General features: G+C 46.9%; 16 protein-coding genes. 5 read left to right on the top strand and 11 right to left on the bottom strand.

Annotation, left to right across the window (positions count from 1 at the left end; translation table 11 throughout):
• Positions 1-325: 325 nt before the first annotated feature.
• Positions 326-823 (top strand): hypothetical protein, encoded by a 498-nt coding sequence (locus KCTCHS21_RS02290; protein ID WP_130604939.1) that lies wholly within the window; start codon positions 326-328, stop codon positions 821-823.
• 85 nt (positions 824-908) lie between these two features.
• Here KCTCHS21_RS02290 and KCTCHS21_RS02285 read toward each other — a convergent pair whose 3' ends face one another.
• From KCTCHS21_RS02285 to KCTCHS21_RS02250, 8 genes are all read right to left on the bottom strand, one after another.
• Complete coding sequence (locus KCTCHS21_RS02285) at positions 909-1,289, bottom strand: VOC family protein (RefSeq protein ID WP_130604938.1); 381 nt, start codon at positions 1,287-1,289, stop codon at positions 909-911.
• A 72-nt stretch (positions 1,290-1,361) separates the two neighbouring features.
• Positions 1,362-2,087: a helix-turn-helix domain-containing protein gene (locus tag KCTCHS21_RS02280; protein WP_145988916.1), complete on the bottom strand. Its 726-nt coding sequence runs from the start codon at positions 2,085-2,087 to the stop codon at positions 1,362-1,364.
• A gap of 297 nt (positions 2,088-2,384) precedes the next feature.
• Positions 2,385-3,668 carry a hypothetical protein gene (locus KCTCHS21_RS02275; RefSeq protein WP_130604936.1) on the bottom strand — a complete coding sequence of 428 codons (1,284 nt, stop codon included), beginning with the start codon at positions 3,666-3,668 and terminating at the stop codon, positions 2,385-2,387.
• Positions 3,668-4,765, bottom strand: a complete 1,098-nt coding sequence (locus tag KCTCHS21_RS02270) for a DUF58 domain-containing protein (RefSeq protein WP_130604935.1) — start codon at positions 4,763-4,765, stop codon at positions 3,668-3,670. Before KCTCHS21_RS02270 ends, KCTCHS21_RS02275 begins: the two co-directional genes overlap by 1 nt.
• A gap of 2 nt (positions 4,766-4,767) precedes the next feature.
• Positions 4,768-5,730: an AAA family ATPase gene (locus KCTCHS21_RS02265; protein WP_130604934.1), complete on the bottom strand. Its 963-nt coding sequence runs from the start codon at positions 5,728-5,730 to the stop codon at positions 4,768-4,770.
• Between the two features lie 104 nt (positions 5,731-5,834).
• Positions 5,835-6,707 (bottom strand): ABC transporter ATP-binding protein, encoded by an 873-nt coding sequence (locus KCTCHS21_RS02260; RefSeq protein WP_130604933.1) that lies wholly within the window; start codon positions 6,705-6,707, stop codon positions 5,835-5,837.
• Between the two features lie 260 nt (positions 6,708-6,967).
• Positions 6,968-7,306, bottom strand: coding sequence for a TFIIB-type zinc ribbon-containing protein (locus KCTCHS21_RS02255; protein ID WP_130604932.1), 339 nt, complete (start codon positions 7,304-7,306; stop codon positions 6,968-6,970).
• A gap of 138 nt (positions 7,307-7,444) precedes the next feature.
• Entirely contained in the window at positions 7,445-8,236 is a 792-nt protein-coding gene (locus KCTCHS21_RS02250) for a YheC/YheD family protein (protein ID WP_130604931.1), read from the bottom strand.
• Positions 8,237-8,403: 167 nt separating this feature from the next.
• Between KCTCHS21_RS02250 and KCTCHS21_RS02245 the strand changes: the two genes are divergently transcribed.
• The 4 genes from KCTCHS21_RS02245 (at position 8,404) to KCTCHS21_RS02230 (ending at position 12,201) form a co-directional block, all read left to right on the top strand.
• On the top strand, positions 8,404-9,624 hold the full coding sequence (locus KCTCHS21_RS02245) for a phenylacetate--CoA ligase family protein (protein ID WP_232058046.1): 1,221 nt from the start codon (positions 8,404-8,406) through the stop codon (positions 9,622-9,624).
• 94 nt (positions 9,625-9,718) lie between these two features.
• Complete coding sequence (sbnA, locus tag KCTCHS21_RS02240) at positions 9,719-10,672, top strand: 2,3-diaminopropionate biosynthesis protein SbnA (protein WP_130604929.1); 954 nt, start codon at positions 9,719-9,721, stop codon at positions 10,670-10,672.
• A 132-nt stretch (positions 10,673-10,804) separates the two neighbouring features.
• Entirely contained in the window at positions 10,805-11,776 is a 972-nt protein-coding gene (locus KCTCHS21_RS02235) for a 2,3-diaminopropionate biosynthesis protein SbnB (RefSeq protein ID WP_232058045.1), read from the top strand.
• A 47-nt stretch (positions 11,777-11,823) separates the two neighbouring features.
• On the top strand, positions 11,824-12,201 hold the full coding sequence (locus tag KCTCHS21_RS02230) for an antibiotic biosynthesis monooxygenase (RefSeq protein WP_130604928.1): 378 nt from the start codon (positions 11,824-11,826) through the stop codon (positions 12,199-12,201).
• Between the two features lie 561 nt (positions 12,202-12,762).
• Here KCTCHS21_RS02230 and KCTCHS21_RS02225 read toward each other — a convergent pair.
• The 3 genes from KCTCHS21_RS02225 to KCTCHS21_RS02215 form a co-directional block, all read right to left on the bottom strand.
• Complete coding sequence (locus tag KCTCHS21_RS02225; RefSeq protein ID WP_130604927.1) at positions 12,763-12,945, bottom strand: hypothetical protein; 183 nt, start codon at positions 12,943-12,945, stop codon at positions 12,763-12,765.
• 34 nt (positions 12,946-12,979) lie between these two features.
• The gene (locus tag KCTCHS21_RS02220) at positions 12,980-14,905 is read right to left on the bottom strand and encodes an ABC-F family ATP-binding cassette domain-containing protein (protein ID WP_130604926.1); all 1,926 of its coding nucleotides are present in this window, start codon (positions 14,903-14,905) and stop codon (positions 12,980-12,982) included.
• 135 nt (positions 14,906-15,040) lie between these two features.
• The gene (locus KCTCHS21_RS02215; protein ID WP_157993920.1) at positions 15,041-15,547 is read right to left on the bottom strand and encodes a DUF1648 domain-containing protein; all 507 of its coding nucleotides are present in this window, start codon (positions 15,545-15,547) and stop codon (positions 15,041-15,043) included.
• Positions 15,548-15,586: the final 39 nt, after the last annotated feature.

The following is a 15,586-nucleotide window of genomic DNA, read 5'->3' as shown; positions in this document are numbered from 1 at the left end:
GCTATTCGCAGTACTCCCACTACCCAACCCAGTGCAACCAGATAGAACACATTTACTCGCAGCACTCCACTACCTAGCCCCACCATTTAGACCACAGCTACTCGCAGCACTCCACTACCCAACCGGCGCCACCATTTAGACCACAGCTACTCGCAGTACTCCACTACCCAACCGGCGCCACCATTTAGACCACAGCTACTCGCAGTACTCCACTACCCAACCGGTGCCACCATTTAGATCACAGCTACTCGCAGCACTCCACTACCCAACCGGTGCCACCATTTAGACCATCGCCAGACACTTATTAGTTTAAGGGCTGACAGCGGTGATAGAGCACTGGGGGTTCACTATTGTTACTTTTTACTCGCTGGCGGGGGCGATAGAGAACCGTGCGTTCACTAATGTTACTTTTTACTCGCTGGCGGCGGCGATAGAAAACAGGGGGGTCACTATTGTTACTTGTTGCGAGCTGACTGGGGAGATAGAGCACTGGGGTTTCACTAATGTTACTTTTTACTCGCTGGCGGGGGCGATAGAGAACCGTGCGTTCACTAATGTTACTTTTTTCGCGCTGCCAGGGGTGATAGAGAACTGTGCGTTCACTATTGTTACTTTTTACTCGCTGGCGGCGGCGATAGAGAACTGTGCGTTCACTATTGGTACTTTTTTCGTGCTGCCAGGGGTGATAGAGAACTGTGCGTTCACTATTGTTACTTTTTACGCGCTGGCGGGGGCGATAGAGAACCGTGCGTTCACTAATGTTACTTTTTACTCGCTGGTGAAGGAGATAGAGGATCGCAGGTTCACTATTGCTGCCTTTTGAGGGCTGGCGAAAGCTTGCAACTCTCCTCTATCCGGTGTTCCACCAATTCAGGCCGCTGACAGCGACTTATAGCTCACAACTACCTTTACTCCGCAATTGTTAGCACAAAACCATTATTGTCTAGTATCGCGAACTCCTTCGTATCGTAGAAGGTTGTATGGATCTCCTTGATTACTGTGGCTTTACCTTTTATTTTCTCAAACGTGCTACCTATATCCTCTACCTTAAAAAATAAGCTTAAGCCACCTACACCGCCGTTACTCTTTAACACCGGGTACTCTTCCTCCAAGCTGCTCTTTTCTTGAAACATCAGCTCGGCGCCATTGTTCTTAACCATCCCCCAATTCAATACGGGCTGATCATATTCAGGTACGGTCACCACAACCTCAAAGCCTAGAACTTCCTTGTAGAACTCTAAAGTTTCCTTAACATTATCTACTTTCAAATTCGCAGTTACAGATAGCATGGACGAGACCTCCTAGTGGTTTTAAGTTAATCTTATCGTTTGTGCAGCTTCTTGTATTGGAAAAATAGGACACTATCCTGTAAAAATACTCCCTGGCGTTAATCCATAGCGTTTCTTAAACTCGTTAATGAAATGCGATTGATCATAATAACCCCCTTGCAGGGAAATCGCTGACCAGTTAATCGGGACTTGGGTTTGTTTAATGTTATGCAATACACTCTGAAACCTAATAATGCTCAGAAATTCCTTGGTAGAAACACCGATCAGAGACTGAAACCTCCTCGTCATGTGCCTCTCCGAAACTGTAAAATAATCCGCCAGCTCAGATATCGTGATGAGTCCATTTTTGTCCGTTATCAGATTCAATATACTATTCCACTTATGATCCGGAGCAGCCTGTCTGAAAAGAGAGATCAATGCAGCTTCCACGAACTGCACTATAGCTTCAATGGAGTTACCCGATTCATAAACATTATCGTTTAACGCCAACTTTCTCCCCAACACCTCATCTAGCTTCAGCATGTTATTAGCTAGAAATTCTGCTTCGCCCCTCAACAATATCGGGACACTGTTCGGTAGAAATCTGATCCCAATCGTATTAACATCACCCTGCAACGGAATCACACCTGCATTGTTCATAATGCCCACGAAATAAGTTTCCCCGGTGACAAAATTGAATATGATATCCACGCATCCGTCAGGAAGTACTCTATGAGGCACTTTTTCAAGCAAGGTCGTTCTTGATTTTAAGCTCCAATAGCATGCTACAAAAGGCTTCAATTCATCGCATGGCAGCATTTCGACATAGCTCAATTGCGCATTAAGCTGGCTATAATCTACGTATTGAATAGGTGTATACAGCCTCTACCACCTCCGATGCGCCGTTTTTATTATTTTAACACTTTTGTACAGCAACCAAGTAAAACGGCCTTTACCGTCCTTAGGATGGCAGTACAAGATTGTATCGAGCGATCAGATGAGTAAAACGACATTGAAATTTAAAATTTATACTTTGCTGATAGTCCAAAAAAACCGCCAGGCTACTGGCGGCTCAGAAACACTTATGGTGTAAAATTCTTCTGTAATCCGTTAATATCAGCTCTTTTTTTGCGGATCTTGCTCCTTCAAGCCTTCTACTTCCTTCTCAGTTATCTCGTGAGGGCTATACCTGGCCTTCTCATACAACATAAGCAGTGATTTCCGGATATGGAGCAGCCGCTTCCAGTAGGCTGAATTCTTATCCTTTTTATCCAGAAGCTGCTGACCCAATCGCCATTGCTGGATTCCCTCGATTGTCTCGGATGGCGAATGATAACTCTTAAAGTCATAGCCCTGCTCAATGCTGGTAAGAACTGCTTCTTCGTAAACACGGCGAACCTTCTCCGGGTTGTTGAGCAGCTCCCAAGCCCGACCATGCTTTTGCCTATGGAATAAAGTATCCCACAAACCAGCGCCCTTCTTCTTTTCCTTAATTAAACTCCGACGTTCTTCTACATAAGGTAGCTTCTCAGCCTTCTTCTCACGGAGAAACCATTCCCGAATGGCTTTTATCATACTCCTCCAAGTCCACTCTCGATCCTTCCACAACAGCTTTACAAACCATAACCCCACAATGACCGCCACTCCCACCATGATCCACTCGGAAATTTTCCAGAAGAGCGACGGAGGGCCCTGATCCTCATTTTTTAGCTTCGAGAGGGGGTCTTGTTGCTGCACCGGAGGCTCCATTGGAGGCTCTTGCTTACCCGATTGCATCCAATCCGTATTTATCTTGGGAGGCGTCAGTAGCTGCTGCCCATAGCTTACCGTCAAAGCAAATATCAGCAAGCTTGCAGTTAGGAAAATAAACAGATACCTTCGACTAGTAAGCCTCACCGGTCGAGTCACAATCGAATTTCCCAAACCAGCTTCTTCGAGCAATCCCCTGTTAAACGCTACAAACCACGTCACCATCCAGATGATCGCCAGAACAATAAATCCCCATCGATATTGATGCAAGTTTTCGTTATTAGAAGCTACGATGACTGCAGCTGTGCAGATGAGAAACCCAAGAGCATGGTGCCTAACAGTGGCTCTAGGATAACGTCCTCTCCACAACAACACACCCATCCAGATGAACAAAGGTAACTCACTCGTATACTTAACACTTCCAACAAGGACAAGAAGTATAAGTATCATTACCAACGTGAACCTGCTCCAGGCTACTGGTAGATTAAACAACGCAAACCCCAGCCCAAAAGCCGCGATAGCAGCTATGAACGCCACCAGCTTAATGGTCGAACCCTCGCTATCGGTGAGAATCAACCAAATAGGTAACCAAATAAACAGCTCAAGCAGCAAACGATTTGCTATCTTTCCCATGTATGGAGTTTTTGCCATTAGGAAGCCACCTCCCTAGAGAGGAGCAGTAGCTGCACCGTGTTCCCTTGTTGACGTAATCGTTTCACTAAATTTTCTTCTTTAGCATCTATAAAACCAGTAATAAGCAAATAATTGATTCCATTTTTACGCTCAGAAATCATTTGCTCAAGCACATAAGGCAACCCAAGCGTGACATCTGCTCGAAAACCCGCTAAGGCATCTAGTAAAAATTCAAGCTGGGATGTACCTGACTTGGCAGGCGCTCGAAATAGCGTTCCTTCATTCCCATCTGCAGCCCCGTTATAAATCATCCCGGCTTTTCCGCCGCCGGAAACCATATATTGAATCGCGGAGGCCGCATAGCTAAGACCCTCTTCAAAATCAGCTGGCATTATCCGCCGATTGTTAGCAAAATCAAACATCTCGGCATTCAGAATAATCATTAAGTCGTTATCCTGCATACTCTCTCGCTTGTGAACGAGAATTTCTCCTGCCTTAGCCGTGGCGTTCCAGTTCACCATTCGGAAGGAATCACCCTGCCGATAAGGCCTAATTCCTGCGACGTAGTAGTGATCCTCCATAATCGGACTAATCATACTTCGTACACTCTGGATATATTTCCTCGTATCCAGTGGGAAGTCCCGCAGCTCCTTCACCTTGGGATAGACAATAACCTTACAATCAGCAGGCAGCTGTATCGTCCGGCTGGGCCCGCCTATGATATCCCCAAGTGATAGGGTGTAGCTAGCTATCCGATATTTGCCCCGGTGAGGACACAAAATCTCATGCTTTCGCACAATTTCGGTTAACGGCGGAATGCTGAACAGGCTAGCATGATTTTGCAGTTGATCTCCCCGGTTAATGGACATATGTGACTCTTGATGCTTAAATACGAGCTGTGCAGGGAGAAGGGATTCCACCCGTAGCCAAGGCAATGGAATACGCTTACGGTTGGCTATTGTTTCTTGCATCCACATCGTCTGGCCAGCGAATATACGCAAAGTGCTAAACTTACGGTCGTATGAAATAGACTTGAATCCGGAAACCCGATAGACAAGCCTTTGAATCAAATAAATTAGGAACAGAATCAGTACGGCCCATATCAGGACAGCCATGCCTACCTCGACTCCAAAGCGGCTTCCGTCGGAACGGGGATTTCGGCAATCAAATGGTCTAATAGCTCACCGACTCGATTATTTTCACCACGGAAGGTATCTCTGAGAAGGATACGATGCGCTAATATCGGCTTGATCAATGCTTTCACATCGTCCGGTGTTATGTAATCCCGCCCATGCAGCACCGCTCGCGCTTGTGAGGCTTTAAGAAGCTGAAGGCTCCCTCGTGGACTAACTCCGAATGCAATATCCGGATGATTTCTTGTGGCATTTACGATATCGATAATGTACCTCACGAGCTCAGAGCTGGCATGAACTTTAGGCACGAGGCTTTGCAGCTGGGTAATTTCTTGTTTGCTTATAACGGTTTGCAATGTTTCTAGAGGATTAGCAGCGGAGAATCTTTGTAAAATAGATTGCTCCTCGTCCTTCGTCGGATAACCCATCGTTACACACATCATAAAGCGATCTAATTGTGCTTCTGGAAGAGGGAATGTACCGTGGTTATCAATTGGATTCTGGGTAGCGATAACGATGAATGGAGTATCCAAGTGATGGGTAACGCCATCTATCGTCACTTGTCTTTCTTCCATACACTCTAGCAAGCTAGATTGGGTACGTGGAGTTGCCCGATTAAGCTCATCTGCCAACAAAATATTCGTAAATACTGGACCCTGACGAAGCTCAAATCGACCATCCAATTGATTATAAAAGTTAATACCTGTCACGTCAGAGGGGAGCAAATCCGCAGTAAACTGAATACGGCGAACCTGACAATCTATCGTCCTTGCAAGTGATTTGGCTAGCAGTGTTTTACCCGTACCTGGGACATCCTCCAGAATGATATGCCCGGAAGCAAGAAGAGCGATTAGCAGCTGCTCCAACACCTTTTCCTTGCCTACAACAACGGAGCTTACATTGTTAATAACAGCGGAAAGCTTCAGTTCTCTAGATTGTTTGTCCACAAAAAAACACCCTCCCTATTTCCTACATTTTAACAATGCAGGGGGAGAGCGTAAATTGGCAATATAGCCTATCTTTTTCGGGTTATGTTACATGCTCGTGCAATTTATGCCGTAGCTTCAATTCTATTATCACGATGGTTTGGGAAAATAACTTCTCTATCCGCACTTATCTCTGGTATATCTTCCACTGGATTCTCCGCCAATCCATAAGGAAGACAAAGAGGAGCTCCCGAGCGAGGGTCTGGTATAACGTCGGCATCGATGTTGAACACATCGCGCAGCATCTGTGAAGTCATAACCACTTCCGGTTGACCTTCATACAGAACTGTTCCATCCTTCAAGGCAACTAGGTGCTGAGCATATCTGGAAGCATGGTTTAAATCATGCACGACCATGATGATGGTGCGTTTCTGTTCCTTATTCAGCTTCTCGAGTAACGTCATAACTTCCATCTGATGCGCCATATCTAGGAAGGTCGTTGGTTCGTCGAGTAAGAGCACTTCTGTACCTTGAGCCAATGCCATAGCAATCCACGCCCGTTGACGTTGACCGCCAGAAAGCTCATCAACTGCTCTTGAGCTGAACATCGACATTCCTGTGGCCTTCATGGCCCACTCGATCATCTCGTTGTCATCCTTGGACATATTTCCGAACCCCTTCTGATGGGGGTAGCGACCGAATGATACGAGCTCGCGAACCGTTAATCCTTCTGGAGAAGTTGGATTTTGCGGCAAAATGGCCAAATGCTTAGCCACTTCCTTCGTAGGCTGGCGATGAATAAGCTTACCGTCTAGGTAGACGCCACCTTTGATCGGGTTGAGAATACGAGCCAGTGACTTAAGAATGGTTGATTTACCTGATCCATTTGCTCCTACAAGCGCCGTAATTAAGCCATCAGGTACCTTTAAGTTCAGTTCTTTTACAATGTGTCGGCTACCGTATCCAAGAGATAACTGATCTGTATTTAAACGTGACATATCTCATCCACCTCTACTGTAAACTATTCTCGTGGTATTTCTTATACTAAGGATGATAATGGTTCTCATTATCATTGTCAATGAAAAAAGGAGTTTATTTAAAATTTTAAATTTATGACGGGCCATAGAAAACACACAATATCCATATTAGACAGCTACTTATAGCGTAGCGTTTGATTTTTTATAAGACTTACTCCTTTGGGCGGAAAACAAAAAAACCGCCAGGCACAGTAGCCTAGACGGTCTGAGTAAGAAGCTAATCAATCGAACAAATCACCGAATACGTCCATTACGCTTTTCTTTCTTTTCTTATGAGGCGGATACTGAGAATGGCCCTGTTGAGAGCTGTGATGCTGCTGTTGCGGCGGATTATAAGGCTGCTGTTGCTGTTGGGCTGCCCTCGGAGTGTCCTGCTGCTTAGGGGAATCCCCGTAGTACCATTCGTTATAGTCTTGGCGAACCTCCCGAACGTCCTGCATGAGCTTGTCCAGCTCCCCACGATCTAGCCACACCCCTTTGCAGGATGGACAAATATCAATGAGAATACCATTTTTCTCTACTTCTCTCATACGCGAGTCTTCACAAATTGGACATTTCATTACCTATTCCCTCCTCGTATCTAGTCTTACCTTTCATACGGCACATCTCCAATGTGGTTTCTGAAAGTTAAGAAAGATTAATTTTTCCAAGGAGGTATGGCTTTGAGACAATGCGTTATTGAGATACAACTCGGTAGATTAGCCGCCCCCTCTCTTCGCCTTGCCACATTGTAAGCGATACGTCCGTCCGTAACCTCGAGCGTAACGAATAATATTACGCAGCATCGAGGAGTCTGCGAGCTTGGTAAAAGGGCATGGGTCAGGCCTCGTATTAACCTCAAGAATCCATGCACGACGCCTCTTATCGACCGCAATATCCAGCCCAAGCTCTCGCATTCGAGGGTACGTTCGTGCAAAGCGCTTCGCCGTTGACTTCGCTAATCGATCGAACTTTCGCAGTAGTTGAGCGGTTGCCTTATGACCTGTTGTCCGCTTGAGCAACGATCCAGCCCCATATATGCTCCCACCTTGGCTACCATTCGTAACTGCCTTAAGACGATGCGCGACCCGTGCAGCCTTTCCTGTCACCCTCCACCCAATCCGCTTCCCCTTCTGGATCATGACACGAAAATCAAGCGGCCTTCCTTTATGTCGCAGCACATGAATACCTCTTTGAACCAAATAGGGTGTGTCTTTCACTCGTGTTCTAAGCCAACTGTACATTTTCTGAAAGCTAGTAAAGATTCTTCTCTTCGTCCCAAACTGAACGCTCCATGTCCCTTTTACTTTAGAATGATCTATTCGCATGACACCCACACCACAGGAGCCCGAAACTGGCTTAACATACACCATCCCGTGCCGACTCAATAATTCAATCAACGACCCCCGATTAAGCCGTAGAGTTGTCGGTATATGGGCGGATAAGAAGCCCGAACCAGCTAACACCCTGGTTTTAATCCATTTGCTTGATACAGCGGTCATCTTGCTCATTGGCTGCTCCACTCACCTTTCTTCACCATTAGGCAATACCCTGTAACATACTGTATGGAAATATTAGCGAGAAGGAAGGGCTATCGCCCACTAGTAAATGAAGAACCTGCTCTCAACCTTCACATATAAATGAGTATCACCCTATGGCGGAAGCGGAGGGAAACAGCTTGGATAAATTGCAACTGTTGAAAAAGGTTCAACGGGTTCAAGATATATTCCCATGGTATAAGCAGCTTTTGGCAGACAATGGCTTGGACAAGAAGGATATTAACTCACTTCTCCAGCTACCCTTGATTACATCTGAGCTACTGGAGCAGCATTATTATAGCGGGACACTCCCCTTCGAGCCTAGAGAACATGTCACATCGTACCGCACCTCTGGCACGAGCTCCCTCAGGCGCAAAACAATATACTATTCCGCCGAGGATGAGCAGCATTATCTGGACCTTAAATCTGAGCTATTTCAGCATATTCTTCACCCCCTCACTAGGACTACTGCCCTGTCAGACATGGGTACTGGACATGCGGCTAATACTGCTTTGACTGTTTTTGAACGTATCGGGATAAAAGCTGATTCTATCGCTTACCAACAGCCTATTGAACAGCACCTTGAGCGGCTTAGAGAAACGCGACCACATATTCTATATACAATGCCCTCCATTCTAGATCGTCTGTTGTCCGCATCCGTTGATGATCCTGCTTCCTATGGCGTTCAACATATCATCCTAGTTGGCGAGATCGCCTCTCCTGCTTGGCTTGAGAGTGTAGCGGAGCGAATGCAGCTTGCAGAAGAAAACATCACGGATACGTACGGATCGATTGAGATTGGTACAATTGCTTATTACTCGCATGAGCGTGGAAGATACCTGTTTGTTGAAGGAATTGAGGCGGAAGGCTTGCCCGTTGAAGTGTTGTTTCCTGAAATGGAGCCTTTAAACGATCAAGAATCTGTATTGGTGCTGACGTCGCAGAGCCGTGATTTATTCCCTGCGCTTCGTTATGTTACTTACGACATCGTGCGGGATTTGCAGCCTATTTTTGTGCAAGGACAATGGAGGCAAAGCTTTAAGGCACTGGTCAGGCGTATCGGCTCAGAGCTAAAGCACGGGGAAAAAATTAGTGTTTATGATATCGAAGATGTTGTATATCGGTACTTGAAGGATGCCAGCGTTAAGATTCATGTCCAATCTAATAGGCTTACCGTCCATATCGACAGTGCGAACAAGGATCCACTCATCTATGAGCAGATAAAGCTGGAGCTATTGGATCGGATTCCTGAGATCGGCATGATGATCCGTGGCGGCATTCTAAGTGCTATGAGGGTTATTCCATCTGAAATTACCTTCGATAAGTCGGTGCTGAAGCACAAAAGGGTTTTCTACGACTGAGCATAAACAGAGGTTGCGGCGCTTTGGGTTAGTGTAATACCTGTGAAGCTTAAAAGTAATGATTAACTAAAGGAAAGTAGGCGGAAGCATGGTCATGGAAATCACGGATAGTGGTTTGCTCGGGACAATTGGCCGAACACCGCTCGTCCCGCTTCGACAGCTTTTCCTTGACGCTCCTTTCCAAGTATTTGGCAAGCTCGAAATGACAAACCCTGGAGGCAGCTCCAAGGATCGCCCCGCCCTCTACATCATCAAAGAAGCGATCCGTTCAGGGGAAATTAATAAGGATACGACAATCATTGAATCTAGCTCCGGTAACATGGCGGTTAGCTTGGCTCAGATTTGTCGTTATGTGGGCTTGAGATTCATCTGCGTGGTTGATCCCCGAACGACGGAAGCACACCAGCGGTTAATACGAATTCTTGGTGGGGAACTAGAAATGATCTCCCAGCCAGACGCTGTAAGCGGCGATTATTTACCTGCCCGTATTGCCCGCGTTAAGCAGCTACAACAGGAAATCGGCAACTGTTATTGGACGAATCAATATGGCAATCCCAATAACTATTTGGCCCATTACCACACTACGATGCCGGAAATTCTGGAGGTACTGCCTGAGATAGATTATTTATTCTGCGGCGTGAGCTCATGTGGAACGATACGCGGCTGCGCGGAGAGGCTTAAGGAAGACAATCACGATGCGAAAATCATAGCTGTGGATGCGCTCGGAAGTGTGATTTTTGGCGGAATGAAGGGTGTACGGCAGTTCCCTGGGCTAGGTGCTGCGGTTCCACCCCCGATTAGACGAATGGATTTAATTGATCAAGTTGTATATGTATCGGAGAGACAAAGCGTAGTGGGTTGTTCGGACCTCGTTCGACTAGAATCGATTCTAGCAGGCGCTTCGTCTGGAGGCGTCATTGCCGCTATTCGATCCATTCAGGATGAGATCCCAAGTGGTGCTAAGTGTGTCGCTATTTTGCCCGACCGTGGAGACCGTTATCTGGATACCGTGTACAACGAGGAATGGGTGCGCACTCATGTAACTTAGATGTGGAGATTAGTGGCTGGGTATAGCCTACAGCGAGGTTTGGGTGAGCACTCATGTAACTTAGGCGTAGAGATTAGTGGTTGGGTACAGTCTGCTTGAACGTTACTTTTGGTGACCCGTAGAGGAAGTGTGATGATGATTTACTTGAATGATGGACATATTCGCGAGCTGGGAATCAATTGGCAATTGCTCATGAGCCTGATTGAATCAACCCTACACATCATGGATACCCCGGAAGTAGTCCAGCCTCTCAAGCCGTACTTGCGATTCAAGGACCCCAGCAACCGAATTATTGCTATGCCCTCTTTTGTTGGGGGCGAAACGGATATTAGTGGCATCAAGTGGATTGCCAGCTTTCCAGGCAACATTAAGATCGGAAAGCCCCGGGCTCATAGTGCGATTATTCTCAACTCACCCGATACAGGGGTTCCCGTCGCCGTCATTAACAGCGGCTTGCTTAGTGAACTGCGTACGGCAGCGGTCAGTGCAGTCATGTTGCATCAGTATATGGCACTTGAGCGTCGTCATAGGTATAGAGTAGGCATGATCGGTTGGGGTCCAATTGGGCGGCGGCATATGGAGATGCTTCTTGCTTTGCACGGTGACAAAATAGACAAGGTGAAGCTATTTGATCTTAAGGGCATTGATCCGGCTACGCTTAAACGACCTTTGAACCTGAAGGCTAACATTTCAAATACTTGGCAGGAGGTATACCGGGAGAGCGACATTCTTTTTACCTGCACCTCCTCGTCTACACGTTATATCGATGAAGCCCCTCTGTTGGGTTCCTTGTTAATGAACATTTCTTTACGAGAGTATATACCTCAGAGCTTGAGCGCAGTTAAAGCGATCGTCGTCGATAATTGGCAAGAAGTATGTAGGGAGAATACCGATATCGAACAGCTTCATAAGCAGTCCGGGCTTTGTGAAGAAGACGTTGTTACCTTACGAGACGTCACACATTCACGAGCATTGGAGAATTTTTCTCCCTCTGAGACTATTTTGTTCAGCCCGATGGGGATGGCCGCTTTCGACATGACCCTCGCAGCTTATTACTGGCGGGAAGCGGTAAAGCAAGGCGTAGGAGTTCGATTAGATGATTGAGTAATGTTACAATGTGGAGGTGCGATCAGATGGAAGGGGATTAATAAATGATAGTTGCGATCAATACAATAAAAATCAAATCAGGTCATATCGGCGAGATTGCCGAACGCTTCAAAAACCCAAAAGGGGTGCAGCATGCACCGGGCTTCATCCGCATGGAGCTTCTAACCGAGGCTGGCGAAGAGCATGATGAGCTTAAGGTGTGCACCACTTGGGAGAGCCGTGAGGCTTTCGACGGTTGGGTGAACAGCGAAGCATTCAAGCAGGCGCATGCCCATTCCCGCCCTAAACCAGATGCTGCCGCTTCCGATAGTCAGACAAGCCCTAGCCATGGTGAGCAACCGCCGAAGCCCGCTGGCTCAGGTATCATGCTAGGCGCTAAGCTAAGCGTTCATGAAGTGGCTTTTACTTTTCCTGAAGCTTGATTTCTTAACTGAAACACAAGGAGCATAACATAAGGGCTGTAAATGGAACCTAGTTCCATTTGCAGCCCTTATTTGCTCTTCAGAAAAGTTAGTCGACTCCCCAACACACTCTACGCAGGCGCACCCATTCCAATTCAACATACTCAGAGCTACTTATTTCCTTCAGCCGGCCCGCCAAACCCACTTTAACGCGCTCAGGCCGGCTCGCTGCTCACCGAGACTCACTTCTTGGGCAATTAGCACGCTGGCAACGGCTTACAGCTCACCAAACCTCGTTTCTTGAGCATTTAGTACGCTGGCAACGGCTTACAGCTCACCGAGACTCGTTTCTTGAGCATTTAGTCCGCCGTCAGCGGCTTACAGCTCACCAAGACTCGTTTCTTGGGCAATTAGTACGCCGTCAGCGGCTTACAGCTCACCAAGACTCGGTTCTTTAGCATTTAGCACGCTGGCAGCGGCTTAAAGCTCACCGAGACCCGGTTCTTGGGCAATTAGTACGCTACCAGCGGCTTAAAGCTCACCGAGACCCGGTTCTTGGGCAATTAGTACGCTACCAGCGGCTTAAAGCTCACCGAGACCCGGTTCTTGAGCAATTAGTACGCTACCAGCGGCTTGCAGACCTCTGAAACTCGGTTCTTGAGCATTTAGTACGCTGGCAGCGGCTTGCAGCTCACCCAGTATCGTTTCTTGAGCAAATCGTCCGCTACTTATCTCGCTCAGCGAACATACCCCGGTCTTAACCACTATTAAAGCTTCGGAGATATAGCCCCAACATGCATCATTTGTTACTTTTGTTGGCGGCGATCTGTTCTGCTAGCTCGTTAAGCTCTGTCCAGCGCTCCATGAGCTCGTCGAGCTTGGTCTCCAAGCTTTGCTGCTCCTCTGCAAGCTGCTGTAGTCGAACGGAGTCACTGCTCGCTGCTTCCATCTTCCTTGCAACGGACGCAATCTCCGCTTCCGCCTTCTCAATCCATCCATCAATTTGCTCGTAGTCCTTCTGATCCTTATATGACATCTTGAGAACAAGGCGCTCTTTGCTATCTTGCTTGGCTGCGGTATTATTCGACGTTTTAACCGGAGCCGCTGCTGCTAGCTTCAGTGCCTCTTGCCGCTCAGCAAACTCTCGGTATTCCGTATAGTTACCAACATTATGGGTTACGACGCCTTCGCCTTCAAACGCAAGAATCCGATCAACAGTGCGATCAAGGAAATAACGATCATGTGAAACGATAACGACAACACCCGGAAAATCATCTAAATAGTCTTCCAGTACGGTAAGTGTCGCGATATCCAAATCATTCGTAGGCTCATCCAACAAAAGCACATTGGGTGCATTCATAAGCACGCGGAGAAGCTGAAGACGACGTTTCTCACCACCAGAAAGCTTGGATACAACACTCCACTGCATCGCCGGTGAGAAAAGGAACCGCTCAAGCATCTGACCAGCAGATATCATTGAGCCGTCGGAGGTTTTGACTTGATCGGCGCCCTCACGAATATATTCCATTACTCTAAGCGACTCATCCATCTCTTCATGCTCTTGGCTAAACCATCCCAGCTTAACCGTCGTTCCCAGCTCCACTTGGCCTTCGTCTGGAGTCAGCTTACCTGCGATCAGCTTCAATAGTGTAGACTTCCCGCTTCCGTTCCGCCCAACGATACCTATCCGATCTTCAGGAACCGCGATGTAGCTTAAATCCTTGATCAGTACGCGATCTCCCAACCGTTTGGTCAGATGATCAATCTCAATGATCTTCTTGCCTAACCGCGAAGAAGCTATCGATACGTCCATTTTGTCCGCAGATGCTTTCGGTCCGTTCTCCTTCAACGCCTCGTAACGATCAATCCGTGCTTTCTGCTTCGTTGATCGCGCTTGTGCGCCACGACGAATCCAAGCCAGCTCATTGCGTAGCAGATTCTTGCGTTTAGCCTCAGATGCAACCTCGCGCTCTTCCCTTTCCAGCTTGAGCTCCAAAAACCGACTATAATTCGCTTCATAGAAATGTGCTCGACCTTGATCTAACTCAATCACGCGATTACTTACCCTATCTAAGAAGTACCTGTCATGCGTAATCATCAGCAATGCGCCTTTGCGCTTCTGGAGCATTCCCTCAAGCCATGCCACGGAATCATTATCAATATGATTGGTAGGCTCATCAAGAATAAGAATGTCCGAGGGCTGCAGCAATGCCGCCGCCATGGCTACCCGCTTCCGCTGCCCACCTGAGAATGTAGATACTTTATCCTCATAATTGTGAATGCCCAGCTTAGTTAGAGCAGTCTTAGCATCGCTTTCTAACTGCCATGCCTCCAGCTCGTCCATTCTTTGGTTTGCAGTAATTAGGCGCTCCTGCAGCTTGGAATCCGTTGGATTGAGCTCCAGCTCAGCCAGCACCTCAGCATATTTGCGAACCGCCTCAAGCTGCGGAGAATCCCCCCCAAGCACATGCTCCAAAGCCGTTTCCTCAGGTGAAAATGTCGGGTCCTGTGCCAGCATACGAAGAATAACCGAACGGCCAATAGATACTCGGCCAGTATCCGTAGTTTCCACACCTGAGATGACCTTCAGTAACGTCGATTTTCCCGTTCCATTAACACCAATAATGCCAATCTTATCACCAGTCTCAACGCCGAATGTCACGTTCTCGAATAGCATTTTCTCACTGTAGCTCTTTGATATATTTTCAACCGATAATAAATGCATGTAATCAACCCTCTTAGTCGCTAAGATTCAGTAGTAACAATCCTCCGTATCATATCATATATTTATTTCGGTTTCCGGGAACCTTCCCAAGCTACGTGAAATCTGTTGCCTTTAGGAAGCGAAATCGCACGGTAATTATTTGGATTTGTATGACCGAGATAAATAAAAGCCTAACGTACCAAAGACAACAACTAAAACAACAGGCAGCATCCAAATCCCGAGCCCGTTCTCATGATTATAGGCGGACTGAACAGTTGCCCACTCGATATAACCGAATATGATGATAAGCTCAAGCTTGAGCCACACGATCATTTTCCTAGCGAGCAAGTATTGAGTTGCCGCATTCGCTTCTGTTATGGGCACAGCATAGTTGAAGACGTGAGGGGACCTGGATAACGCCGATAATACGTAATATAAAGCTACTGAAATCGCTGGAAGAAGGAACAGCATACGCTTTCCGCCCCAGCCATCCGGCTCCCCTTTACCATTAAAATGAATGGGAATCTCTGCAGGCAAGCTAGACATTTCTTTGGCAATATAAAGAATCGGGCCAATGAGAGCAATTACGCAAATAATGTTAATAAAGTATTCTAATTTCGTTAAGGGAATCGTTATTTTCGGTTTTACCTGTTCCTTGTTCATTGTCATGCTCCTCCTAAATATAAATCTCTCGTCTAACTA

The organism is Cohnella abietis, assembly GCF_004295585.1.
Classification (GTDB): Bacteria; Bacillota; Bacilli; order Paenibacillales; family Paenibacillaceae; genus Cohnella; species Cohnella abietis.
The sequence above is the reverse complement of the archived record's forward strand: the minus strand, read 5'-3'. Positions and strand labels throughout refer to the sequence as shown.